Genomic DNA, 22,649 nt, shown 5'->3' with positions numbered 1-22,649 from the left:
TGTGCGAGGCAGCCAGTTTAATCGGGATCTGACCCCAATTAACTCGTGGCCAACGGATACCTGGCCCCCATCAGCCCCTCCACCCCGAACTCCTTGAGCAGCGCCAGCAGGCGCTCGCCGGAGGCGCGTTTTTTCTGGCCGGTGTACTTGGCCAGAATCAACTCGTTTTTCATGGAGTGTTCCCAGCCCACCAGCTCGGTCACCGTGACCTGGTAGCCCTGCGACTCCAGGTACAGGCAGCGCAGCACATTGGTCAGCTGGCTGCCCACTTCGCGGGTATGCAGGGGGTGACGCCACAGCTCGGCTAGGGGCGTGCGCTGCAAATTGAGCGCCTTGTTCTGGTTGAGCGCTCGGGCCAGCTCGGCCTGGCAGCAAGGCACCAGCACCATGTACTTGGCTTTCTTTTGGAGGCCGAAGGCGATGGCATCGTCGGTAGCAGTGTCGCAGGCGTGCAGCGCGGTCACCACGTCGATCTGCGCGGGCAGCTCGTTGCTTTGGGTGGATTCGGCCACGCTCACGTTCAAAAAGCGCATGCGCGCAAAGCCCAGCCGCTCGGCCAGCGCCTTGGACGACTCGACCAATTCGCTGCGGGTTTCGATGCCGTAGATCGTGCCTTGACCAAGGGCCTTGAAAAACAGGTCGTAAATGATGAAGCCCAGATACGACTTGCCAGCACCGTGGTCGGCCAGCGTGGGGCCGGTGTCGCTGGCAGGCAGCTCCAGCAGCAGCTTTTCGATGAACTGGAACAGGTGGTAGACCTGCTTGAGCTTGCGGCGCGAATCCTGGTTGAGCTTGCCGTCGCGGGTCAGGATGTGCAGCTGCTTGAGCAATTCAACCGATTGGCCAGGGCGCACTTCGGGGGGCAACTCGGTTGTGGCCGCTGCCGCGGGGGCGCGTTTTTTCATGGCGTCGGCCCCACGTCCAGCTTTTTCCAACCCTCGACACCCAACTTCTCCATCGTGGCCATATTGGTTTCGTAAATCATCTCGGCCTCGGGAAAAGCCTCCACCGCCCGGTCGATGCTTTCTTCGCGCAGCAGGTGCAGCGTGGGGTAAGGCGAGCGGTTGGTGAAATTGGTGATGTCGTCCGGCTCGGTGTCGGCAAACTGGAACTCGGGGTGGAAACTCGCCACCTGGAACTCGCCTTCCATGTCCAGCTCTTGCAGCACGGCATCGGCTTCGTCCAGAAAGTCGTTGAATTCCAGAAAGTCACGCAGCATCTGCGGCACGATGAGCAGCACGGTTTCGCGCGCTTCAGCAGGCATGGCGGCCAGCGCCTGCAATTGCTCAATCAGCTCATCGCGCAGGCCTTCGAGGCCCTTGGCCTCGCTCACCACGTAATGGATCTGGCCCTTCACATGCGGGGCTTTGGCAAAGGGGCAGAGATTCAGGCCGATCACGGCGCGTTCGAGCCAGCGCACGGTGTCGGTAATTTCGGGGGTATTCATGTCGGTCATGGGCAAGATTGTGCCTGCTGGGCGTGAGGGTTTCGCCCAGCTCGTGGTCATCGTGCGTGCGCTTACCGCGCCAACTCCCGCCCAGCCATCCAAGCCAGCACCACCCCACACACGCAACACCCCACCGTGACCAACGGTGTGAGTTGCCAGCCGCCAGCCTGCGCCGCCACCCAACCCACCACGGGCGGGCCGACAAACTGGCCCAAGGCCGAGAGTTGCTGCACCCAGCCCACGGTGGTGGCCACCTGCTGCTCGCCCGGGGCCAGCCGCACCGCCAGACTGAACAGCGTGCCTGGCACCAGCCCGCCCACGCCCGAAAACAGCAGCACCCCGGCATAACGCAGCCAGGGCTGGGTTTCAGTGAAAGAGGCAAAGGCCACGGTGCTGCCCAGCGCCATCGCGCCAAAGCCCAGCCACAGCGTGGCGCGGGGTGCCCAGCCACGCTGCAGCAGTCGGCCCGAGGCCATGTTGCCCACGATGTTGACCGCTGCCGCCAAGGCGGTGAGCACACCCAGCAGCGCACCGCTCACGCCAGCGGTGGCGTAAATCGATGGCAAAAAGCCCACCACCGCCAACCATTGCCCCGAATACGTGCCAAAAGTGAGCGCCACCAGCCAAGGGCCACGGGCGCCAAGGGTACGGCGCAAGCGCTGCCAAGCGCCCTGCCCCGGCCCCTGCCCATCCGCAGCGGCGCGGGCGATCGGGTCGGCAGGCACGCTGCGCCAAAGCCACGCGGCCATGCCCAAGGACACGGCGGCAAACAACCACCACCAAGCCCCCCAACCCCAAGCAGGAATGAACAGCGGCCCGGCCAGCAAGGCCAACGCCGTGCCGGTGGGCATGTACGCCCCCCACACGCCCAACATGCCGGGCAGTTGCGCGGGCGGCACCAGGCGGCGGATCAAGGCTGGCGCGGGCAGAGCCACCAGCAAAAAGCCCAGGCCTTCGAGGGCGCGCAGCGCCAGCAAAGCCGTGACCGAGGTGGCCAAGCCCCCCAAACCACTGGCCAGCGCCAACAGGCACAGGCCGCGCACCATGCTGTGTTTGAGGCCCATGCCGTCGGCCCACAAACCCATGAACACGGCCAGACTCAAACCGGCCAACTGAACAATGGACAACAGGAAGCCGGACTGCACCAGCGTCAAGCCCAGCTCAGCCTGTAGCGCGGGCAAAGCAGGTGGGAGTTTGCCGACCTGCAAGGCGGCCACGCCTCCGGCCAGCACGACCAGCCAAGCGGCGCGGTCAGAACGTGGGGCGGTCATCACACACCTTGGCTGCTCGCACATTCGCGAGCAGGGGCTCGTTCCCACAAAAACCGCTCAACAGGCTCACAGCAGCTTGCGCCCAGTCAGGCGTTCGTGTTCGCGCAGGGCAAAGCGGTCGGTCATGCCGGCGATGTAGTCGGCCACCGAGCGGTGCAGGTCGGCGCTGGCGGCAAAGTCAGTGGGCATCTCAAAGGGCTGCGCCACATAGGCCTCAAACAACTCGCGCACGGCTTGCTGAGCCTGGCCTGTGGTCTGCATGACTTGCGGGTGACGGTACAAGCTGGCAAACAGGAATTTCTTGAGTTCGCTGCTTCGGGCTTTCATGTCGGCACTGAAAGCCACCAACGGTCCGGCTTGTCGGGCTTCTTCCAGCGTGCGCACACCTGCCTTGGCCACGGCTTGGCGGGTGGTGTCGATCACGTCATACACCTGGTCGCTCAGCATGCGACGGATGGTTTCGTACAAAAGCCGACGGGGCTTTTGCGCCAGCGCCGGGTGTTCCCCCAGCGCCTGCTGGTGGTAATGGGCAAACAGCTCAACCTGCAGCAATTGATCGGTGCTGATCAGGCCCGAGCGCACGCCGTCGTCGATGTCGTGCGCGTTGTAGGCAATCGCGTCGGCCAGGTTGCACAGCTGCGCCTCCAGGCTGGGTTGGGTGCGGTCGATGAAGCGCCGCCCCACCCCGCCCGGCTCGGCCAACTCCAGATGCTCGGCGTTGGTGCGGGAACAATGTTTGAGCACGCCTTCGCGGGTTTCAAAACTCAGGTTCAGGCCGTCAAACGCGGGATAGCGTTCTTCGAGTTTGTCCACCACGCGCAGGCTTTGCAGGTTGTGCTCAAAGCCACCGTGGTCGGTCATGCACTCGTTGAGCGCGTCTTGCCCGGCGTGGCCAAAGGGCGTGTGGCCCAAATCGTGCGCCAACGCCACAGCCTCGACCAGGTCTTCATTCAACCCCAGCGCCCGGGCAATCGAGCGTCCCAACTGCGCGACTTCGAGCGAATGCGTCAGGCGTGTTCGAAACAGATCACCCTCGTGGTTCAGAAACACCTGTGTTTTGTAGACCAGCCGCCGAAACGCGGTGGAGTGCACGATGCGGTCGCGGTCTCTTTGGTACGCATTGCGCGTGGGCGCGGCGGGCTCGGCAAAGCGACGACCCCGAGTTTGCGCCGGGTCGCAGGCCAAGGCCGACAAACTGCCGGAGGCCGGAAAGGAAACTTCAGCCAAATCGCGCATCAACATGGCATCGCCTCAGGCACAGCAGGCGTTGATCACGTCACGCACCATGGCATCGGGCGCGCCGCACACAGTCGCTTGGCCGGGGCCGTCGATCACCACAAACTGGATGTCGCCGCCCACGGCTTTTTTGTCGAGGCGCATGTGCTCAATGTAGTGCCCGGCGTTGTCGGCCGCGTCGATCACCGGGCCGCGCACCGGCAGACCGGCGCGTTCGATCAAGGCCTTGAGGCGCGCCACAAAGGCGGCATCGACCTTGCCAAGACGCTGCGACAGTTCGGCAGCCATGACCATGCCGCAGCCCACGGCCTCGCCGTGCAACCAGACGCCAAAGCCCAGACCGGCTTCGATGGCGTGGCCAAAGGTGTGCCCGAAATTGAGGATGGCGCGCAGGCCCGCTTCGCGCTCGTCCTGCCCGACCACCCCCGCCTTGATCTCGCAGCTGCGCTTGACGGCATGGGCCAGCGCTTGCGGGTCTTGTGCGATCAGCGCGTCGATGTTGGCCTCGATCCAGTCCAAAAACGCCATGTCGGCAATCGGGCCGTATTTGATGACTTCGGCCAGGCCCGCGCTCAGTTCACGCGGGGGCAGGGTCTGCAAGGTGTTCAGGTCACACACCACCCGCACCGGCTGGTAAAACGCGCCGATCATGTTTTTGCCCAGCGGGTGGTTGATGGCGGTTTTGCCGCCCACCGACGAATCGACCTGAGACAGCAGCGTGGTAGGCACCTGCACAAAAGGCACGCCGCGCATGTAGCTGGCGGCGGCAAAGCCGGTCATGTCACCGATCACGCCACCGCCCAAAGCGAACAACACAGTCTTGCGGTCACAGCCTTTGGCCAGCAGCGCGTCAAAAATCAGGTTCAGGGTGGGCCAGTCCTTGTGGGCCTCGCCGTCGGGCAGCACCACGGTGTGGACTTGCTTGTAATGCGGGGCGATGGCCGCGCGCAAAGCAGCTTCGTACAGCGGCGCGATGGTCTCGTTGGTCACGATCATGGCCGTCTGCGCCTTGGGCAAACCCACCCAAGTGTCAGGGCGGCCGATCAGGCCCTGGCCGATGTGGATGTCGTAACTGCGGTCGTCCAACGAAATGGCGACTTTTTCAAGGGTGGGGGTGTGCTCTGACATAGCCCCCAAGTGTAGGGGCTTTGGCCCGTATTTCAGGGGTTGGCGGCAGGCTGTGCGCGTGCTGGCGTTGGGGCTTGCACAGGCAAATGCCCGGCCAGTTCAAGTTGCATGACGATCATGTTGACCAGCGTGGCCACCGAGGGCCGCCCGGTTTCGATGACGAAGTGGGCCGCCTCACGGTACAAGGGGTCACGCGCCTCAAACAGTGCACGCAATCGACCCAGCGGATCGTCCACCTGCAACAAAGGCCGCGCCGTGTCGTGGCGAACACGGCGAAACACGTCTTCGGGTGTGGACCGCAGGTAAATCACATGGCCACGTTCGCGCAAATGACGGCGATTGGCTTCGCGCAAGACAGAACCACCCCCAGTGGCAATCACGCCTTCATGGGTTTGCGTCAGATCGTCCAGCACCTGTTGCTCAACATCGCGAAAGCTGTCTTCGCCTTCACGTGCAAAGAACTCCCGGATCGAACAACCCAAACGGTGCTCAATCACATGGTCAGAATCGACAAAGGGCACCCCCAGACGGCGCGCCAGTTGCCGGCCGATGGTGGTTTTGCCCGAGCCCGGAAGGCCCACGAAGATGATGCTCAAGGAAGTCTCACACTGGAAAATCGGCTTGGCCCTGCACAAAAACGGCCAGCAACTCAGAGTCGCCAAGTGTATTCGACCGGCTCGACCTGTTTTGCGCTGATCGAGCAGCAGCCCGAGATCGCCAGGCTCAGGGCTGGACGGTGGCGGGGCCGTCGGCCATGACCCGGGGGGTGAGGAAAATCAGCAACTCGCTTTTGCGCTGGGTCTGGTCGCGTTTTTTGAACAACCAGCCCAAACCGGGCACATCCCCCAAGCCCGGGACTTTGGCTTCGTCGTTGCGGCTGGTTTCTTCGTAAATGCCGCCCAGCACCACGGTGCCGCCATCCTCCACCCGCACCTGGGTTTTCACATGCTTGGTGTTGATGGCGTAACCGGCCGGGGTGATTTGCCCCACGCTGTCGCGGTTCACATCCACATCGAGCACGACCGAGCCGTCGGGCGTGATTTGCGGCGTGACTTCGAGCTTGAGGTTGGCTTTGCGAAATGAAATCACGGTCACGCCATTGCCTGCAGCGGTTTGATAGGGCAATTCGGTGCCCTGCTCGATCAGCGCCTTGGTCTGGTCGGCCGTGACCACCCGGGGCCGCGACACCACCTTGCCCAGACCTGCGGCCTCCAGTGCCGAAATCTCCACATTGATGAACCGGTCAGCGGCGGCATTGAACAGCGACACCGCAAAAGTGGCCGGACCACTGACCGTTTGCCCTGCCGAGCCCGCAGGCAAGTTGACCTGGTTGCCTGCCACCGAACCCGCGGCCGCAGGCTGGTTGGTCGCCCCCACGCTCAGCGTGTTCGAGCGCCCCTGCACTTTCAATGGAATGGCCAGCCCCGCCCCCAGGCGCACACCGAGCGACTGACCAAACTGGTCGTCGGCCTCCACGATGCGGGCTTCGATCAGAATTTGCCGCACGGGCACATCCAGTTGCGCCAGCATTTTTTCCAGATCGAGCAAGCGCGCGGGCAAATCTGAAATGAACAGCTGATTGGTGCGAGGCTCGGCCAACACACTGCCACGCGCACTCAGCCAACGCCCGCCGGTGCTGCCCGCTGCGCCGCCCTGCAAACGCTGGGCGACTTCGGTGGCACGGGCATATTGCAAACGCAAGGACAGCATGTGCAGGGGACTCACCGCGTCCAAAGCGGCCTGAGAATCCAATTGCTTTTTTTCACGCAAAGTCCATTCACCTTGCGGCGCCACCCAGAGCACGCGGCCCTCTTGGCGAGAGACCAGCCCTTTCGATTGCAAAACGATGTTCAGGGCTTGCTGCCACGGCACCTCGTTCAGGCGCACGCTCACTTGCCCCACCACCCCATCGGTGGGCACCACATTCAAGCCCGAAAATTCGGCAAACACCTGCAGCAAGGCCTTCAACTCGATGTTCTGAAAGTTCAAGCTGATCGGCTTATTGTCCAGCGTTGGCACGACCAGGCCAGAACCCGGCCCTGCGTTCATGACGGCATCGGGCGCCAAGGGGGTTTGCGGCAAAGGCTTGTCGGCAGATTGCGCCCATGAGGAGAGCGCCAGACTGAAGCCCAGCAGACCAACACACGCCTGCACAACAGATTTTTGAAAGTGGATCATCGCTTGGTCCCGTCTTTGGGTTCGTCACGCCGTTCGCCCCAAGTCAGCTCGAACATCGGCCCCTGAGCCAAGCGCAAGCTGACACCCGCCTCGGTGATGGCCGCGACCCGGTGTCCTTCTTGTGTGACCCTTTGCCCCTGACGCACCCGGGCCCAATGCGGGCCCGCTGACAAGATCGCTTGCCGATCGGCCCCTTGTTGCCAGAGCCCCGTCAAACGCACACGGGCCAAAGGCCATTGGCGAGGGTCTTCGGGCAAAGCATTCGCCGCCGGAACTGTCGCGGCAACGGCGGCCGCTGCAGTCGCACCCGACGCGCCTGTGGCGCTGGCATCGGTCGATTCGGCCAAGCGCATGGCGTCGCCGCTCGAAGGCGAGCCTGCCTGTCTGGCCTGTGCAAACAAGGTCACCCCCGAACGCCCTGGCTGACTCTGCTCGGGCCAGGTGAGCCTGTCCCAGGCCCCTTCAGGCTCCGCCTGTGCCTGGACACCCACATCGCCGGGGCGCAGCCAAACCCGCAACACCGCATCGATCTGGACCTCTTCAGAGTGAGCGGTTGCCGCCATGCTGATCCGGTCGATGGAACACACCGGTCCGGCTTGGGTGAAGGCGGCCCAAACACGGGACCAATCCTCAAAACGGCCCAGCAAACGCACGGCCACCGCCTGACTGGGCAGGCGTGCAGCGCTTGCTTGCGCCAAGCTCGGTGGCAAGGGGCGCAAAGACAACAGGTTCAATCCACCTGCCGTCAAGGCCTGTTGCAAATCGACCCAGATTTGCCCTTGCCGCGCCTGCACTGGCAGACTCGTGAGCAGGCTCTGCTGCTCGGGGGCCAATGGCTTTTCAGGGCTGGCCGACAAGCCAGCAGGCAAGGCCGCCAGTTGTTGGTGCAGTCGCTCGACCGCTTGCAAGGCGCTGGCATGGTCTTCGCTGACCTGTGCCTGGGCCAACCAGACACCCGACAAGCCCACCACCCAACCCGAGATCGCGAAACCCCACCGGCGCAGCCAGCGCTCCAGCAAGCGTTGCAGGTGTGGCCAGCGCACGGCCAACACCGACTGTTCGCGCACCGGGTAGCCTGACTGCTTGTCAAGGCTCATGGCTTAGGTCCTGATGCGCGCGGCAACGGCGTCAACGAAGCGCCCTGCACGGCTGGCCACACGGCCTGCCAGACGAAGCTCACCCCCTCATGCGGTGCGGTCGTGATGCTCGCCAGCGCCAAGGGATGGTCCATCTGTTCGGACAGTCTTTGCTGGGCATGGGTGATCGCGTCCACATGCAGGCTCGTGCCGTGAAACTCGATTTTTTCGGCCTCGGCCTGCAAGCGCTCCAGCCGCAAACCTCCTTGCCGGGCTTCTGTTTGCAAGCTGTCATGCAAAGCCGCCCAAGCCTGCTGGTGTTGCGCGACCTGTTTCAAATGCGCCACCTGCTCAGTTTCCAGGCGCGATTGGGTTTGGCGGTGCGCCGCTTCTTTGGCCAGCTGTGTGCGCGTGGCCAAGCTCGCTTGCAAGAGGCTTTGCTCTTGCTGAAGCCGTGCGGTCTGAAGGTCTTGCCATTGCAGCCAGCCCCAGGCCATGGCCCCACCCAAGAGCAGCCCGGCCAAGCTGCTCCACCACCGATGAAAAACCTTTTGCTGCCGAGCCTGGCTCGGGTAATGGAGCAAGTTGAACGCACGCATCACTGCCACGCCTTCAGCGCCAGGCCGGATGCCACCAAGCGGGCGCCCGTTGGCGTACTCAGCACCTGCCTGATGGCCTCATCCATCGCCTCGTCCGAATCGGGTGATCCGCCGTCGTCCATCGAACCGGCTGGCGTTGCCAAGCGAAACTGCCAGTCTTGCGGGGCCTGGGTCAACAAACTGGACACGCCCCCTTGCAATGCGCGCACGCCACGCTGGGCCGCTTGGGCTTCAGACTCGACCGCAGCCAGCCGCCAACCCGCCGCCCGCGTGCAGTCCTTGAACTCCACCATGTGCGCCTGGGCGCATCCTATCCAGTGCACACGCTGCACAAGGCCATCGGTCAAGGGGGCGGGCTCAAAGTCAAAATTCACCTCATCGGGTGACAACTGCAGTGCCTGAGAGACCTCCAGCTGCACTTCATAAAGCCAATCCTCCTCTGGCAACTGCGCCGGAAAGTCGATGACCCCCTCTTGCAAATGGGCAGCAGGCAGCGCCATGTTCAAGCGGTGCCGCCCGCCGCCTCGCAAACGCCCGTTGTGCCGCAAGGCCTGGCTCAACCAAGCCAAATCAGCAAAAGCCCAACCAGCGGGTGCCTGCAAAGACACCGTGGTGTGCACCTTGGCCAAGCCATGGCTTTGCCGGGTCAATCCCACCAAATCCCAGGCCATTCCGTGTGGGGCCAAACCCCAGGCCTGGCGGGCCGACCGAGAAGTCAACCGCCGCCACCAATGCGCCAATGCCTGCATGCTGTGCCTCCCCGTCAAGAGACCTGAATGGTCTTCAGAGAAAGGTTTTGTAACATGAATCAGCGTTCATGACAATTTTTTGAAAACCAAATAATTAAAAAGTCTTTTAGAACCGCTGTAGGCTCAGTCTAGGATTTTTATAATGTGCGGCAGCCTGCGCCTTGTTGGCTGCACCACCAGCCCACCTATGCCCTCCAAAGACACCCCCTCTCCAGAAAAGCAACGCCCCAGAGAGGTTGCCCCAGCGTCCACCCCCACCGCATGGTTTGTGAAATTGGCCTTGTGGGCACTGGGCCTCATGGCAGCCGGACTGCTGTGCGTCCTCATGGTGGTGGGCGTGGCCATGGTGATCGCCTACCCCAACTTGCCTGACATTTCAGACTTGGCCGATTACAAGCCCAAGCTGCCTTTGCGCATCTACACCGCCGACGGCCAATTGATGGGTGAATTCGGCGAAGAGCGCCGCAACCTGACCCCGATCAAAGACATCCCGAAAGTGATGAAAGACGCGGTGTTGTCCATCGAGGACAACCGCTTTTACCAACATGGTGGCGTGGACTATCTGGGCATCTTGCGTGCAGGTGTAGCCAACATTGGCCGTGTGAAAAGTCAGGGCGCATCGACCATCACCATGCAGGTGGCACGCAACGTGTATTTGTCATCCGAGAAAACCTACACGCGCAAAATTTATGAAATTTTGCTGACCTACAAACTCGAACACATGTTGAGCAAGGACCAGATCCTTGAGATCTACATGAACCAGATTTTCCTGGGCAACCGGGCCTATGGCTTTGCCTCCGCCTGTGAAATCTACTTTGGCAAACCGCTCAAGGAAATCACCATCGCCGAAGCCGCCATGCTGGCAGGCTTGCCCAAAGCGCCTTCGGCCTACAACCCGATCAGCAACCCCAAACGCGCCCGGTCACGTCAGCTCTACATCATCGAGCGGATGGAAGAAAACGGCTACATCACCACCGCCCAGGCCAAAGAGGCCAAAGCCGAGCCCCTCAAATTGCGGTCTGCGGCCGACAAGAAGATCCTGCATGCCGAATACGTGGCCGAAACCGTGCGGCAAATGGTCTTTGCCCAATATGGGCAGGAAACCTACACCCGCGGCCTGAACGTGTACACCACGGTGCAATCGACCGAGCAAATGGCCGCCTACAAGGCGCTGCGCCAGGGCATCATGGATTTTGAGCGCCGCCAGATTTACCGTGGGCCCGAAAAATTCATCGACCTGCCTGCCGACCCCAAGAAGATGGAAGACGCGATCGATGACGCACTGGAAGACCACCCGGACAACGGCGATGTGCTGTCTGCCGTGGTTCTGGAAGCCTCGCCCCGCAAAGTCGTGGTGGTTCGTCAAAACGGTGAGCAAATCAGCATCACGGGCGATGGCCTCAAACCCGCGCAATCAGGTCTGTCTGACAAGACACCACCGGCCAAGCAGGTTCGCAAAGGCGCTCTGGTGCGCATCACCCAGACCGCCAAAGGCGCGTGGGAGATCACCCAATTGCCCGAAGTGGAAGGTGCCTTTATTGCGCTCACCCCCCAAACCGGTGCTATTCGGGCCTTGGTAGGGGGCTTTGACTTTGCCAAAAACAAATTCAACCACGTGACGCAGGCTTGGCGCCAACCGGGCTCCAGCTTCAAACCCTTCATTTATTCAGCGGCGCTGGAAAAAGGCTTCACCCCGGCCACCGTGGTCAACGATGCGCCTTTGTTCTTTGACAGCGGCGTCACGGGCGGGCAACCCTGGGAGCCCAAAAACTACGACGGCAAGTTTGACGGCCCGATGAGCCTGCGCACCGGTTTGGCCAAATCGAAAAACATGGTCTCGATCCGGGTCTTGCAAGCCGTGGGCGCCCGCCCCGCACAGGAGTGGATCACCCGGTTTGGCTTTGACGAAGACAAGCACCCCGCTTACCTGACGATGGCGCTGGGTGCCGGATCGGTCACGCCCATGCAAATGGCCACCGGTTACTCGGTCTTTGCCAATGGCGGCCACCGGGTTCAGCCCCACTTGATCACCCGCATCACCGACTTCAAAGAGCGGGTGCTGGTGGAAAGCCCTGCGCCCACACAGCCAGACGAGGCGTCCTCGGCCATACCGGCACGCAATGCCTTTGTCATGACCAGCCTGCTGCAAGAAGTCACGCGTTCAGGCACCGCTGCACGCGCCCAAGCCACGCTGCGCCGTCCGGACATTTATGGCAAAACGGGCACCACCAACGATGCGATGGACGCCTGGTTTGCGGGCTACCAGCACCAATTGGCGGCGGTGGTCTGGATTGGCTACGACACCCCACGCAAACTGGGTGACCGTGAAACCGGTGGCGGCTTGAGCCTGCCAGTGTGGATCAGTTTCATGGAAACGGCGTTGCGTGGCGTCCCCGTTTCCGAGCCACCGGTGCCAGAAGGCCTGGTGAACGTGGGCGGTGACTGGATGTACGAGGAATATGCCAAGGGTGGCGGCATCAGCACCTTGGGCACGGGCAACGAGGCTTCAGGCAAAGCCCCGCATGCAACGCCTCCGGCAGAAGAGCGCAACCGGATTCTGGATTTGTTCAGGAACTGAAATGGTCCCCAGCAAACCACTTTCGCCGGTGGATGCTGGGGCCGTCGGGCCCCTTCTCAGGGCTTGAACAACAGGCTTTGCCCGGCTTGTTCTGACGCGTAACGCGACAGGCTTTCCCAAAACTCCCCCTGCCCCTTGGTGTCCATCCAGTGGGCACCATCAAACTTGTAATGAAAACCACCGCAACGGGCCGCCAACCACACCTCGTGCAGGGGCTTTTGCAGGTTGATCACGATCTGGCTGCGGTTGGGAAACGTGAGGGTGACCATGCCACCGGTGCGCTGGTTGTCGATGTCGGCGTCGGTGTCGTCGTTCAGGCGATCGCTGCTGATCTCCACGCCCGCGAGAAGGCGTTCAGCTTGGTCCAGAAATTCAAGGTCGGTCATTACAATCGCTGCATGTTGAAGGTATTGAAGATTCTAGTCACGGCGCATGCCCTTGTCGGCGGTGCGGCGATGTTGACCGCTTGCGGCCAAAAAGGCCCGCTGGTTTTGCCCCGCACACCCGAGTCTGCCGGGCGGGCAACCCTGCCCCAAACCTTGAAGCTGTGGCCAGCCTCACCGGCATCCAACGCCCCCGCTGCATCACCCGCAGCATCACCCAGCGCCACAACCGAACCCACTGCGCCTGTGGCCGCACCTTCAGGTGCGCCCGCCACAGCCCCCCTCACTGCACCCGAGGCCCCCGCGGCCACCCCACGATGAACGCTTTTGCCACACCCCAAGGCCTGCCCGGCCAACCTCACATCGCTTACCAAGGCGATCAGCTCATGGTTGAGGGCGTGCGTTTGTCCGACCTGGCCCGCGAACACGGCACCCCGCTTTTTGTCTATTCCAAAGCGGCCATGCTGTCGGCCCTGGCTGCCTACCAGCGGGGCTTTGCGGGCCGCAACGCGCAAATTTGCTACGCCATGAAAGCCAACTCCACCTTGGCTGTGCTGCAGGTCTTTGCCGATGCCGGTTGCGGCTTTGACACCGTTTCGGGCGGCGAGCTGGCCCGCGTGCTGGCGGCAGGTGCTGACCCGGCCAAGGTGATTTTTTCAGGCGTGGGCAAAACCCGCGCCGAGATGAAGCAGGCCCTGCAAGTGGGCATTGGCTGCTTCAACGTCGAAAGCGAAGCCGAACTCGACGTGCTGAGCGAGGTGGCCGTGAGTCTGGGCAAAAAAGCCCCAGTCAGCTTGCGCGTGAACCCCAACGTGGACGCCAAGACCCACCCCTACATCTCGACGGGCCTGAAGGGCAACAAATTCGGCATCGCGCACGAAGACGCCCTGCGCGCCTACCGCCACGCCGCCAGCTTGGCGGGCCTCAAAGTCGTGGGCATCGACTGCCACATCGGCTCACAAATCACCGAAGCCACGCCCTATCTGGACGCCATGGACCGCGTGCTGGACCTGGTGGGCGAGATCGAAGCAGCGGGCATCCCGATTCACCACATCGACTTTGGCGGTGGTCTGGGCATCAACTACAACGGCGACACGCCGCCCGAAGCCGATGTGCTGTGGGCGCAGTTGCTGGCCAAGCTGGATGCACGCGGCTACGGCCAGCGCCAGCTCATGATCGAGCCGGGTCGTTCACTGGTGGGCAATGCCGGTGTGTGCCTGACCGAGGTGCTGTACCTGAAACCAGGCGAGCAAAAGAATTTTTGCATCGTCGATGCCGCCATGAACGACCTGCCCCGCCCGGCGATGTACCAAGCCTTTCACCAGATCGTGCCCGTCACACCGCGTGCGGGCTCTGTGAGCGCCGATGGCACGGTGTACGACATTGTGGGCCCGGTGTGCGAGAGCGGCGACTGGATCGGCCGCGACCGCCAATTGCTGGTGCAAGCCGGTGACACGCTGGCCGTGCTGTCGGCGGGCGCTTACTGCATGAGCATGGCCAGCAACTACAACACCCGCGGCCGCGCTGCCGAGATTCTGGTCGATGGCACAAAGGCCCATCTGATCCGCCAGCGCGAGTCGGCGTTTGACACGTTTGCGCTAGAACAACTGGTCTGAGCCATCACCACGCAACACGCGGACGCAACCCGTGCGTGAAATGAGTCTTAACCGGCGGCCTTGAGTACCGAAGGCCAGGCGTACAAGTGCAAGCCAAGGCGTGAACCACTTTGATGCTGATTACAAACTCGGGGTTGCCTTCGGGTGACAAGGCCTTGTAAAAGCTTTCCCGGCCAAGACCGGCTTACTGTGCAATCTGCGACATGGCTTTGCCGGGCCATGTTGCCCAAGCCCTCTCAACGCTGTTCTGCAATTTTCCGCAGACCTTCATTCATTGCCTCAAATCCGGCACGGGTTCCTGTCTCTAGCGATCCCTTGAGAAACGGCACCAGCAGGCCAGAAAATTTTTCTCCATGCACCCATGAAACGCCCCCGGCACCGTCTGGCCGGAGCAAGAAGTAATGCTCGCCATCAAACAAACCAGGCAGGATGAACCGGCCCTGCCAGCGCAACTCCTCTTGAGGCTTGACGACCAGCACGGTGGGTGAAAAGCCCATCTCGTTGCCGCCCACGGGCTGGACACGCACCTGCAGCTTTTCGCCGACAAGGACCTGCCCTTCGATGTGCCGGATGAACGGGTTCCACTGCGCATGTTTTGGAAAATCGAGCAATGTAGCCCACACCCGCTCTGCCGGTGCCTGTATCTGCAACCGGGTTTCAATCTGGTGCGTCAACAAGTCCGTTTTTTCGGCGTGAGCTCCAATGGCCAGCATACCGCCAGCGCACAAAATCAGAGCGGCCAGCAACGATAGGGTTTTCTTTTTCATGGACGTCCTTCCTGATCAAGCATAGGCCGGTGATTTTCCATGGCGGGATCAAAAATAATACTTAAGACCCCTCGAAACTAAGGAGTTGCTCCAACTTCAATCCCTCATCACCTGCATACCGGGGTGCTCCAAGGACTCAAAATTCAAAAACTGGGTTTCAACCGCTGTGCATTGACTTCGCGCACCGTCTGGCCCGTCAATAACCGATCGAGATGGACAGGCAAGCCTTCATAGACACTGCAACCTAAGCCATTGTCAAACAACAGGATTTTCAAAAATCAAGCCGTTATCGTTCACAGATAAATCATTGGCTTCACCAACGCCTAAACCATCGCAAGACCCGCCACCCCAGCAAGCAGCCCAGCACACCCGCATAGACCAGCACCTCGGCAAAATTCTGCTTGCCCGAACGCATCCACCAGAAATGCAACACGGCCAACACGGCCACCGCATAAACGCCCCGGTGCAGCATTTGCCAGCGCTTGCCGCCCAGCCAGCGCATGGTACGGTTGAACGATGTGGCCGCAAGGGCCAGCAGGATCAGGAAGGCGGTGAAGCCCACCAGGATGAAAGGACGTTTGGCAATATCTTGGGCCATGTCGGCCCATTCAAAACCCATGTCAAAACCCGCGTAGCACAGCATATGCAGGCTTGCGTAGCCAAACACCAGCAAACCCAGCATGCGCCTAAAACGCACCAGCTCGGGCCAGTCGAGTGCTGTGCGCAGCGGAGTCACGGCCAGCACCACGCACAGGGCGCGCAGCGTCCAGTCGCCGGTGGCGCGGATCAAGGTTTCGGCGGGGTTGGCCCCCAGTTGGTCTTGCAGGGTTTGCAGGACCAGCCAGGCCAGTGGCATCAGACCCAGTGCCAGCAGCGCCCACCAGGCCATGCGTGTGCGCAACCAGGCCCTCATGCGGCAGGGATCAGGGCTGGGGCAAGGGTCGAGACAGAGGCAGCCCGAACAAAGCAGAGTTGCATCAGAAGAACTTCTTCAAATCCATGCCCGCATACAACTGCCCCACTTGCGCTTCGTAACCGTTGAACATGAGCGTCTTGCGTTTTTTGGCCAGCAGGCCGTCCTCACCAATGCGGCGCTCGGTGGCCTGGCTCCAGCGCGGGTGGTCCACGTTCGGGTTCACATTGGAATAAAAACCGTATTCCTGCGGCGCGGCTTTTTCCCACGAGGACACGGGCTGCTTGTCGGTGAAGCGGATCTTGACCAGGCTTTTGCCACTTTTAAAGCCGTATTTCCAGGGCACCACCAAGCGCAGGGGCGCACCGTTTTGTTTGGGCATGACCTCGCCATACATGCCAAAGGCCAGCAGGGTCAGCGGGTGCATGGCTTCGTCCATGCGCAGGCCTTCGACATAAGGCCAGTCCAAAGCCCCACCGCGCACGCCGGGCATGGTCTTGGGGTCGGCCTGGGTCACGAACTCCACAAACTTGGCACCCGGCTGGGGTTCGACCTTGCGGATCAAATCGGCCAGCGAATAGCCGATCCACGGGATCACCATGGACCAACCCTCGACGCAACGCAGGCGGTAAATGCGCTCCTCCATGGCCCCCCATTTCATGAGGTCTTCCAGATTCACGCGCCCGGGCTTTTTGACCATGCCTTCGATCTCCACCGTCCAGGGCTGGGTGACCAGTGTGTGGGCACGCTTGGCCGGATCGGCTTTGTCGGTGCCGAACTCGTAGAAGTTGTTGTAGGTGGTGGCGTCTTTGTAGGCGGTGAGTTTGTCCATGGTCAGGGCACCGGGCACAGCCGATGACACCGAGGACAGCGGAGCCAGCTGGCCTGCCCGTGGGGTTTGCGCATGGGCTTCGCGCATGCCCCAAGCCGTCAACGCCAAGCCCGCAGAGCCTGCAGCCATGCTGCGAATCATGTCGCGTCGCGTCTGGTAGACCGATTCAGGGGTGATTTCGCTGGCGATGCTGTGCTGAAACCCCGACTTGTTTGGCTGAATGATCATGGACGGTCCTGGTTTGGGCTGAAAATAGCTGTGTATTCTGAACTTTTTAAGACACCTTTGCCCAAGCAGTGTCTGCCATTCAAGGAGCCTCCATGCATCCTGCGATCGGTTTGCTGATCTACGTCGTGATCGCGATCCACATCGCCTTGCCTTTGGGCACTTGGCTGCTGCTGACGGGCCGTCGCAATGACATCACGCGCTTGTGGTTCATCAGCATCTCGGTTTACAGCCTTTCTGTGTGCTCCATCGCTTTGCGGCCTTTCGTCTCGGAATACCTGTCCTACATCTTGGCGTGGTCAGGTGCCTGCGCCTCCTGGCTGTTGATGATTGAAACGCTGCGCCGCGAATTGAACAAACCTGCTTGGCGCTGGCCCTACATGACAGTCCCCATGATGGGCTGGGCCGTCTTGTTGGTCTGGTTGTATGAGACCGGCAGTGTCAGAACCACGGGCGTACTGGCCTATTCAGCCGTCTTTGTCTGCCTGAATCTGACGCTGTCTTACTTGATATGGCAACTGAGGCGAACATTCCAAAGCCGCAGCTTGATGATGATTCAAGTGGCTTTTGCGATCCATGCATCGGCCTACCTCAACCGCTTGTACCAATATGCCGTTTCCGGCAATTTGAACTACTTGAACGTCTTTTCTTTTTCCTGGGTCAGCAATCTGGTGACCTTGTCCACCATCCTGGCCATGGTCTTGATCTGCTTCGGTTATTGGGGTTTTTCGCTCGAAAAATCCAACGAAGAGAAAAAGGACGCACTCCAGGGGCAACAACAAGCGCAAGCAGAAAGCGAGGCCATGCGTGCGCTGGTCAAAGAACGTGACCAGTTGCTGATGCTCAACGCCCGGGTGTCGGCCTTGAGCAGCCTGTCTTCTTTTTCGGCCATGCTGGTGCACGACATCAGCCAGCCATTGCAAGCGCTGGAGCTGGGTTTGTACGATCTGCACAGCCAGGTGGCGCCCATGCAAGACGCCCCCCAGCTTCAAACCCGGGTGGACAGCCTCATGGTGTTGTCCGGCAAAGCCAGCGAAATGGTCAGCAGCTTGCGCCGCCTGATGGTCCGGGGGCAAGACCAAATGGCGCATGTCGATCTGCATCAAGCCATCCAATCTGTCTTTCCGATCCTGCAAGGTGAAGCGGCCCAACGGGGCATTGACATCCTGCTGTCGAGCCAGCTGAATGGCCCCCAAAAAGTTCAAGCCAACGAAGTGATGCTGCAGCGGATCATGTTCAATCTGATCGCGAACGCCATGGATGCCTTGATGAGCCTGAACACAGCCTCACCGCGCATCGCGATCACCCTTTTGCCACTGCACAAAGAGGACAAAAACTGGGTGGTTCTTCAAATTCAGGACAACGGCCCCGGTTTGCCGAGCGAGCTGCTTCAGCAATTGAGCGGACCCGTGGTCTCCAGCAAAGCGCACGGCTTCGGGCTCAGCCTGCTGCTGACCCAAAGCATGGTTCGGCTTTGGGGAGGGCATACCCAGATGGAGAATTCAGCCGTCAACGAAGGGGGTGGTGCCTGCATCCAGTTGTGGCTGATTCCGTCTGAACACGCGGGCTGAAATGCAAGGCATTCACCCGACATCCAAGTCAAACTGTAAAATTTATTTTTGCAGTTCTATTAGTTAAAAATGAGCAAATCAGGCTTGATCCATGTCGTAGATGACAACGCCGACATTCGACAAATGTTGGCCTTGGTTCTTGAGCGTCAGGGGTACACCGTGCGCGTTCATGAGAGTGGTTTTGCCTATCTGAACGCGCCTGCCACCGAGGCACCCCATGTGCTCTTGCTCGATGTGCGCATGCCGGGCATGAGTGGCCTGGAACTGAATGCCAAGCTCAAGGCCAATGGCAACGACATTCCCGTCATTTTCATGAGCGGGGAAAGCCAGCCCCACGAAACCCAATTGGCCAACAACTCTGGCGCCGTGCATTTTTTGTGGAAACCCTTCAACACGCAAGAGATGCTCGAGGTGTTGGAAAAAGCCCTGTCGGCCTCCCGAACGTCCTGACCGGGTGTGGCGCTCGCCACACCCAAACGGCATCAGAGCGTGCCGTAGCTGTGCAAGCCGCTCAGGAACATGTTGACGCCCAGGAACGCAAAGGTCGTCACCACCAAGCCCATCAACGCCCACCAGGCGGCCACGGTGCCACGCAGGCCTTTCATGAGCCGCATGTGCAACCAGGCTGCGTAGTTGAGCCACACGATCAGGGCCCAGGTTTCTTTCGGGTCCCAGCTCCAGTAACCGCCCCAAGCCTCGGCGGCCCAGAGCGCCCCCAGCACGGTGGCGATGGTGAAAAAGGCAAAACCCACGGCGATGGATTTGTACATCACGTCGTCCAGCACCTCAAACGCCGGCAGGCGCTCGGCAATGCGGCGGCGACCGAACAAAATGCCCGCCACGATCAAGGCGGAAATACCGAAATAAACCATCCAGTAGCCACTGCCCCCTTCGGTGGGTGACTTGCGGAACACCACAGGTTCAAAGCACAACACAATGCCCAGCAACCACAAAGGTGCCAGCTTGTACCATCGGGTTTCACCTGCGGTCTGCTTGATCAGGTAAGCAAACGCCACCATGGCGGCCAAGGCAAAAGTGCCGTAGCCAATGAAGTTGGCCGGCACATGCAGCTTCATCCACCAGCTTTTGAGGGCAGGCACCAAAGGCTGAATGGCATGCGCCTCGCGCACCAAGGTGTACCAAAGCAAAAAGCCCACCGCGGCGCTGACCACCAGCATCACAAAAGCGCCCAAGGTGCGGGTGCGGTAATGGTCTTCGTAATACAGGTAAAAACCGGTCGTCATCCAGCAGAACATGACGAACACTTCATACAGGTTGCTGACCGGGATGTGCCCCACATCGGCACCGATCAGGTAGCTCTCATACCAGCGCACCATGGTGCCGATCAAGGCCAGCGCCACACCCACCCAGGCCATGCGGCTGCCCAGGGTCTCCAGGTTGTCGCCTTGCCCGCGAATGAACATGCCCGCCCAATAAAACACGGTGCTGATGAAAAACACCATGCTCATCCACAAAATGGCGGATTGGCTGGACAGGAAATACTTGAGCCAGAACACCTGCTCGGCGCGGGCCAAATCGCCCTGGTAGGCATTGATGGCAAACAGGGACAAACCGGCCACCACCAGCATCAGGGTGCGCATGGGCCGCCAGAACCAAGCCAGTGCCACAGCAGCCGGCACACTGGCCACCAAAATGCCTTGCTCATACACGTCCATGGACTGGCTGTAGCGGCTGAAGGCAAACACCATGCCCAGCAGCGCCAGGGCGGCAAAGCCCCAGTCCAGCACACTGCGGCGAGAGAAATAACCGGGGTTCAAAGTCACAGTAGTCATCATGGGTTTTTCTCGGAGCGTCCCAACAAACGGGCGCTCAGTTGGTCAAATTCACGGTCCACATCCAGGGTTTTGCGGTTGGACGACAAGGCCAAAGTGACCTGCGTGCCGTCGCTTGGGTTGCTGCCTTGTGGTGCGAGCCACACCCACAAACGCCGCTCACGCACATAGAGCATCGCAAAAACACCCAGGATCAGGAAAAAACAGCCCAGATAGACCACATTCTTGCCCGGGGCTCTGGCCACCTGGAACACGCTGGCCTGCACCTGCTTGAAGTCTTTGAGCAAGAACGTCATGGGTGCAGGGTAAAACGGCGCATCCGACAGCGCCAGCACCGATTGCGACATGAAACCCTGCACCTTGTCCGCAGGCAAAGGCTTGGCCCCTGCTTGCTCGCGGGCCACGGCGTCCAGGTCGAGCAAGGCCCCGTTCAGGATGCGCACAAACATCTCGCCTGCACGGCCGCGCTCTGCCTCGGGCACATTGGCTTCCAGAAAATCCGCCAAGGCCTGCAAGCCCGCCACTTTTTTGCCTTTGACCTCTTCCTGTCCGGCAAACAGGCCCAACGCGCGGGCCGCCGAACCGGCCAATTGCTGCGTCAACTCGGGCCGCTTCGGGTCCACTGCCTTGCGGGCGTAGCGCTGCACCGCACGCTCGCGCAACGCAGGGTCGGCCAGGGCGGCGCGCAAACGGAGGAACCCGTCCAGCTTGTCGTTTTCATCGGCGGGAGGGCGCAAATAACGGTAAGGCTCACTCGGGTTCTCGCGCATGCCCAGCAAGAACACCGACACGCCATCGCCCGCATCCACGGGCAGCATGTAGTTGTTGTATTCGCGGGCCTGGCCTGCGGCGTCGCGCAGTTTGTAACTCACGCTGGGCCCCACGTTGCGCAGCACTTTGGTTTCGGTGGTTTTATGCCCCGCGCCCATGCGCTGGTCGATGGCGCTGCGCAAATCGACCTTGCGCACATCCACGCCCTGCCCTTGTGCGCCATTGCCCGCCATGTTCTCGACGTTGATGACGCGCAGACCTGTGAACTCCAGGCTCATTTTTTCGGGCCCGTTGCTCAACTCGGTGCTGCCGCCAACCGTGCCATCCACCTCAAAAGGCCGGGTGGCAGCACTCATGGGCACGGCCTGCAGCTTGACGCTGGAGCCACCGTCGTCAAAGCTGGATTGGTAAATCTCGATGCCCTTGAAGCTGACCGGGTGGTTCACCTCGACACGGGCTTCTTTTTTCTCGCCCGTGGCTTTGTCGTGGATCACGATGTCGCTGGCAAACAACTTGGGCATGCCGGTCGAGTAGTACTCGACGATGAATTTCTTGAGCTCAATGGCAAAGGGCAGTTCTTGCAACAAGATGCCACTGGACTGGCTCAGGATGGCGGTGCTGGAAGCCGTGTCTTCGGCCACCATCAGGTTGCCCCGAAAAGCCGGATTGCGCTCCGACAGACGGTGCTGCGCAGGCACATCGGCAATCAGGCCGCCGCCGCTGTAAATCGCCTTGCCGCCAAACCACATCTGGGCACGCACGATCAAATCGCCATCGAGCAAGCCGCCCACGCACACCAACACGATGGCCGAGTGCGCCGCGATGTAGCCGATTTTGTTGGCCGCACCCGCTTTGGCCGCCAGCATCCAGCCTGTGCCTTGCGGCGTGTCACGCGATTGCAGCTTGACCTTCCAGCCGCCAGTGGCCAGCAACTGCCCCAAGCGGTTCGCCGCCGCCTCAGGCGTTTCGTGCAGCATGCCTTCGGCCTTGTGGTGAAAAGCTTTCAGGCTTTGCTCACGGATGTTTTCTTTGTAGGTCTTGAGATCGGCCAGGATCTTGGGCGTGTTGCGGGCAATGCACAGACTGGTGCTGAGCACCAGGAAAGCCAGAATCAGCAAAAACCACCAGGCGCTGTACACCGCGTTGAGCTTCATGGCCGCAAAAAACTCGGCCCAAAACGGTCCGAATTGGTTGACGTAATTCGAGGCAGGTTCGTTTTGCTTGAGCACCGTGCCAATGACCGAGGCAATGCAAATGACGGTCAACAGCGAAATCGCAAACCGCATGGACGACAACAGTTCCAGCAGCGCTTGCCAGCGGGGTGCGCCACGTTCGGATTCGGGGCTGGAGGCAACAGTCGTCATGGTGCAGAAGTGTCCACAGGCAAGCAAAAGCGGGCCACAGCCCGCCACAAACAAAAAAGGCCGGATCACCGGCCTTGATGGGTCACGTCACAGCCGGGGACCCGATTGTGGCTCAGCCTGCTGAAGGCCGAATGAAGACCCCATGCGCCCAA

At 60.9% G+C, this 22,649-nt stretch carries 22 protein-coding genes; 5 read left to right on the top strand and 17 right to left on the bottom strand.

Annotated elements, in window-relative coordinates; all coding sequences use genetic code 11:
* Window positions 1-38 precede the first annotated feature (38 nt).
* From ACZ5VE_RS01645 to ACZ5VE_RS01600, 10 genes are all read right to left on the bottom strand, one after another.
* Window positions 39-905, bottom strand: a complete 867-nt coding sequence (locus ACZ5VE_RS01645; protein WP_464456353.1) for a class I SAM-dependent methyltransferase — start codon at window positions 903-905, stop codon at window positions 39-41.
* Window positions 902-1,456, bottom strand: coding sequence for a DUF1415 domain-containing protein (locus tag ACZ5VE_RS01640; RefSeq protein ID WP_464456352.1), 555 nt, complete (start codon window positions 1,454-1,456; stop codon window positions 902-904). Before ACZ5VE_RS01640 ends, ACZ5VE_RS01645 begins: the two co-directional genes overlap by 4 nt.
* A 62-nt stretch (window positions 1,457-1,518) precedes the next feature.
* Window positions 1,519-2,718, bottom strand: a complete 1,200-nt coding sequence (locus ACZ5VE_RS01635) for an MFS transporter (RefSeq protein WP_464456351.1) — start codon at window positions 2,716-2,718, stop codon at window positions 1,519-1,521.
* Between the two features lie 66 nt (window positions 2,719-2,784).
* Complete coding sequence (locus ACZ5VE_RS01630) at window positions 2,785-3,960, bottom strand: deoxyguanosinetriphosphate triphosphohydrolase (RefSeq protein ID WP_464456350.1); 1,176 nt, start codon at window positions 3,958-3,960, stop codon at window positions 2,785-2,787.
* Window positions 3,961-3,969: 9 nt separating this feature from the next.
* Window positions 3,970-5,082: a 3-dehydroquinate synthase gene (gene aroB / locus ACZ5VE_RS01625; protein ID WP_464456349.1), complete on the bottom strand. Its 1,113-nt coding sequence runs from the start codon at window positions 5,080-5,082 to the stop codon at window positions 3,970-3,972.
* A gap of 32 nt (window positions 5,083-5,114) precedes the next feature.
* Window positions 5,115-5,678 (bottom strand): shikimate kinase, encoded by a 564-nt coding sequence (locus ACZ5VE_RS01620; protein ID WP_464456348.1) that lies wholly within the window; start codon window positions 5,676-5,678, stop codon window positions 5,115-5,117.
* Window positions 5,679-5,805: 127 nt separating this feature from the next.
* Entirely contained in the window at window positions 5,806-7,260 is a 1,455-nt protein-coding gene (locus tag ACZ5VE_RS01615; protein ID WP_464456347.1) for a type IV pilus secretin PilQ, read from the bottom strand.
* Window positions 7,257-8,357, bottom strand: a complete 1,101-nt coding sequence (locus tag ACZ5VE_RS01610) for a hypothetical protein (protein ID WP_464456346.1) — start codon at window positions 8,355-8,357, stop codon at window positions 7,257-7,259. Before ACZ5VE_RS01610 ends, ACZ5VE_RS01615 begins: the two co-directional genes overlap by 4 nt.
* Complete coding sequence (locus tag ACZ5VE_RS01605; protein WP_464456345.1) at window positions 8,354-8,935, bottom strand: hypothetical protein; 582 nt, start codon at window positions 8,933-8,935, stop codon at window positions 8,354-8,356. The genes ACZ5VE_RS01610 and ACZ5VE_RS01605 overlap by 4 nt, the downstream gene beginning before the upstream one ends.
* On the bottom strand, window positions 8,935-9,606 hold the full coding sequence (locus ACZ5VE_RS01600; RefSeq protein ID WP_464456344.1) for a hypothetical protein: 672 nt from the start codon (window positions 9,604-9,606) through the stop codon (window positions 8,935-8,937). The genes ACZ5VE_RS01605 and ACZ5VE_RS01600 overlap by 1 nt, the downstream gene beginning before the upstream one ends.
* A gap of 265 nt (window positions 9,607-9,871) precedes the next feature.
* Between ACZ5VE_RS01600 and ACZ5VE_RS01595 the strand changes: the two genes are divergently transcribed.
* Entirely contained in the window at window positions 9,872-12,262 is a 2,391-nt protein-coding gene (locus ACZ5VE_RS01595; RefSeq protein WP_464456343.1) for a penicillin-binding protein 1A, read from the top strand.
* A 56-nt stretch (window positions 12,263-12,318) separates the two neighbouring features.
* On the opposite strand, the gene cyaY is transcribed toward ACZ5VE_RS01595, so the two are convergent.
* Window positions 12,319-12,648, bottom strand: coding sequence for an iron donor protein CyaY (gene cyaY / locus ACZ5VE_RS01590; RefSeq protein ID WP_464456342.1), 330 nt, complete (start codon window positions 12,646-12,648; stop codon window positions 12,319-12,321).
* Window positions 12,649-12,660: 12 nt separating this feature from the next.
* Between cyaY and lptM the strand changes: the two genes are divergently transcribed.
* Together lptM and lysA are read left to right on the top strand one after the other, a co-directional pair.
* Window positions 12,661-12,966, top strand: a complete 306-nt coding sequence (gene lptM, locus ACZ5VE_RS01585; protein WP_464456341.1) for an LPS translocon maturation chaperone LptM — start codon at window positions 12,661-12,663, stop codon at window positions 12,964-12,966.
* Window positions 12,963-14,261 carry a diaminopimelate decarboxylase gene (gene lysA, locus ACZ5VE_RS01580; RefSeq protein ID WP_464456340.1) on the top strand — a complete coding sequence of 433 codons (1,299 nt, stop codon included), beginning with the start codon at window positions 12,963-12,965 and terminating at the stop codon, window positions 14,259-14,261. Before lptM ends, lysA begins: the two co-directional genes overlap by 4 nt.
* Window positions 14,262-14,265: 4 nt before the next feature.
* On the opposite strand, the gene ACZ5VE_RS01575 is transcribed toward lysA, so the two are convergent.
* The 4 genes from ACZ5VE_RS01575 to msrP all read right to left on the bottom strand — a co-directional run bounded on the left by ACZ5VE_RS01575 (window position 14,266) and on the right by msrP (window position 17,001).
* Window positions 14,266-14,412: a hypothetical protein gene (locus tag ACZ5VE_RS01575; protein WP_464456339.1), complete on the bottom strand. Its 147-nt coding sequence runs from the start codon at window positions 14,410-14,412 to the stop codon at window positions 14,266-14,268.
* 85 nt (window positions 14,413-14,497) lie between these two features.
* A complete protein-coding gene (locus ACZ5VE_RS01570) occupies window positions 14,498-15,028 on the bottom strand; it encodes an SRPBCC family protein (RefSeq protein WP_464456338.1) in 531 nt (176 codons plus the stop codon).
* Window positions 15,029-15,341: 313 nt separating this feature from the next.
* The gene (locus tag ACZ5VE_RS01565) at window positions 15,342-15,941 is read right to left on the bottom strand and encodes a protein-methionine-sulfoxide reductase heme-binding subunit MsrQ (protein WP_464456337.1); all 600 of its coding nucleotides are present in this window, start codon (window positions 15,939-15,941) and stop codon (window positions 15,342-15,344) included.
* 64 nt (window positions 15,942-16,005) lie between these two features.
* A complete protein-coding gene (msrP, locus tag ACZ5VE_RS01560; protein ID WP_464456336.1) occupies window positions 16,006-17,001 on the bottom strand; it encodes a protein-methionine-sulfoxide reductase catalytic subunit MsrP in 996 nt (331 codons plus the stop codon).
* Window positions 17,002-17,093: 92 nt separating this feature from the next.
* Here msrP and ACZ5VE_RS01555 point away from each other — a divergent pair, with 92 nt between their 5' ends.
* Window positions 17,094-18,569 (top strand): sensor histidine kinase, encoded by a 1,476-nt coding sequence (locus tag ACZ5VE_RS01555; protein WP_464456335.1) that lies wholly within the window; start codon window positions 17,094-17,096, stop codon window positions 18,567-18,569.
* Between the two features lie 69 nt (window positions 18,570-18,638).
* Window positions 18,639-19,019, top strand: a complete 381-nt coding sequence (locus ACZ5VE_RS01550) for a response regulator transcription factor (RefSeq protein WP_464456334.1) — start codon at window positions 18,639-18,641, stop codon at window positions 19,017-19,019.
* A gap of 32 nt (window positions 19,020-19,051) precedes the next feature.
* On the opposite strand, the gene ccsB is transcribed toward ACZ5VE_RS01550, so the two are convergent.
* Entirely contained in the window at window positions 19,052-20,365 is a 1,314-nt protein-coding gene (gene ccsB, locus ACZ5VE_RS01545; protein WP_464456333.1) for a c-type cytochrome biogenesis protein CcsB, read from the bottom strand.
* A complete protein-coding gene (locus ACZ5VE_RS01540) occupies window positions 20,362-22,497 on the bottom strand; it encodes a cytochrome c biogenesis protein ResB (RefSeq protein ID WP_464456332.1) in 2,136 nt (711 codons plus the stop codon). The genes ccsB and ACZ5VE_RS01540 overlap by 4 nt, the downstream gene beginning before the upstream one ends.
* Window positions 22,498-22,649 lie beyond the last annotated feature (152 nt).

This window comes from Limnohabitans sp. INBF003 (assembly GCF_055396645.1).
This window is presented reverse-complemented; position numbering and strand designations above follow the sequence as displayed.

Excerpts from the sequence above, each read along its gene's own strand:
- cyaY (WP_464456342.1), bottom strand. The coding sequence starts at position 12,648 with ATGACCGACCTTGAATTTCTGGACCAAGCTGAACGCCTTCTCGCGGGC.
- ACZ5VE_RS01570 (WP_464456338.1), bottom strand. The coding sequence starts at position 15,028 with ATGAAAAAGAAAACCCTATCGTTGCTGGCCGCTCTGATTTTGTGCGCT.
- ACZ5VE_RS01595 (WP_464456343.1), top strand. The coding sequence starts at position 9,872 with ATGCCCTCCAAAGACACCCCCTCTCCAGAAAAGCAACGCCCCAGAGAG.
- ACZ5VE_RS01565 (WP_464456337.1), bottom strand. The coding sequence starts at position 15,941 with ATGAGGGCCTGGTTGCGCACACGCATGGCCTGGTGGGCGCTGCTGGCA.
- ACZ5VE_RS01550 (WP_464456334.1), top strand. The coding sequence starts at position 18,639 with ATGAGCAAATCAGGCTTGATCCATGTCGTAGATGACAACGCCGACATT.
- msrP (WP_464456336.1), bottom strand. The coding sequence starts at position 17,001 with ATGATCATTCAGCCAAACAAGTCGGGGTTTCAGCACAGCATCGCCAGC.
- ACZ5VE_RS01605 (WP_464456345.1), bottom strand. The coding sequence starts at position 8,935 with ATGCGTGCGTTCAACTTGCTCCATTACCCGAGCCAGGCTCGGCAGCAA.
- ccsB (WP_464456333.1), bottom strand. The coding sequence starts at position 20,365 with ATGATGACTACTGTGACTTTGAACCCCGGTTATTTCTCTCGCCGCAGT.
- ACZ5VE_RS01630 (WP_464456350.1), bottom strand. The coding sequence starts at position 3,960 with ATGTTGATGCGCGATTTGGCTGAAGTTTCCTTTCCGGCCTCCGGCAGT.
- ACZ5VE_RS01635 (WP_464456351.1), bottom strand. The coding sequence starts at position 2,718 with ATGACCGCCCCACGTTCTGACCGCGCCGCTTGGCTGGTCGTGCTGGCC.
- ACZ5VE_RS01555 (WP_464456335.1), top strand. The coding sequence starts at position 17,094 with ATGCATCCTGCGATCGGTTTGCTGATCTACGTCGTGATCGCGATCCAC.
- ACZ5VE_RS01600 (WP_464456344.1), bottom strand. The coding sequence starts at position 9,606 with ATGGCCTGGGATTTGGTGGGATTGACCCGGCAAAGCCATGGCTTGGCC.
- ACZ5VE_RS01640 (WP_464456352.1), bottom strand. The coding sequence starts at position 1,456 with ATGACCGACATGAATACCCCCGAAATTACCGACACCGTGCGCTGGCTC.
- ACZ5VE_RS01615 (WP_464456347.1), bottom strand. The coding sequence starts at position 7,260 with ATGATCCACTTTCAAAAATCTGTTGTGCAGGCGTGTGTTGGTCTGCTG.
- lptM (WP_464456341.1), top strand. The coding sequence starts at position 12,661 with ATGTTGAAGGTATTGAAGATTCTAGTCACGGCGCATGCCCTTGTCGGC.
- ACZ5VE_RS01540 (WP_464456332.1), bottom strand. The coding sequence starts at position 22,497 with ATGACGACTGTTGCCTCCAGCCCCGAATCCGAACGTGGCGCACCCCGC.
- ACZ5VE_RS01610 (WP_464456346.1), bottom strand. The coding sequence starts at position 8,357 with ATGAGCCTTGACAAGCAGTCAGGCTACCCGGTGCGCGAACAGTCGGTG.
- lysA (WP_464456340.1), top strand. The coding sequence starts at position 12,963 with ATGAACGCTTTTGCCACACCCCAAGGCCTGCCCGGCCAACCTCACATC.
- ACZ5VE_RS01645 (WP_464456353.1), bottom strand. The coding sequence starts at position 905 with ATGAAAAAACGCGCCCCCGCGGCAGCGGCCACAACCGAGTTGCCCCCC.
- aroB (WP_464456349.1), bottom strand. The coding sequence starts at position 5,082 with ATGTCAGAGCACACCCCCACCCTTGAAAAAGTCGCCATTTCGTTGGAC.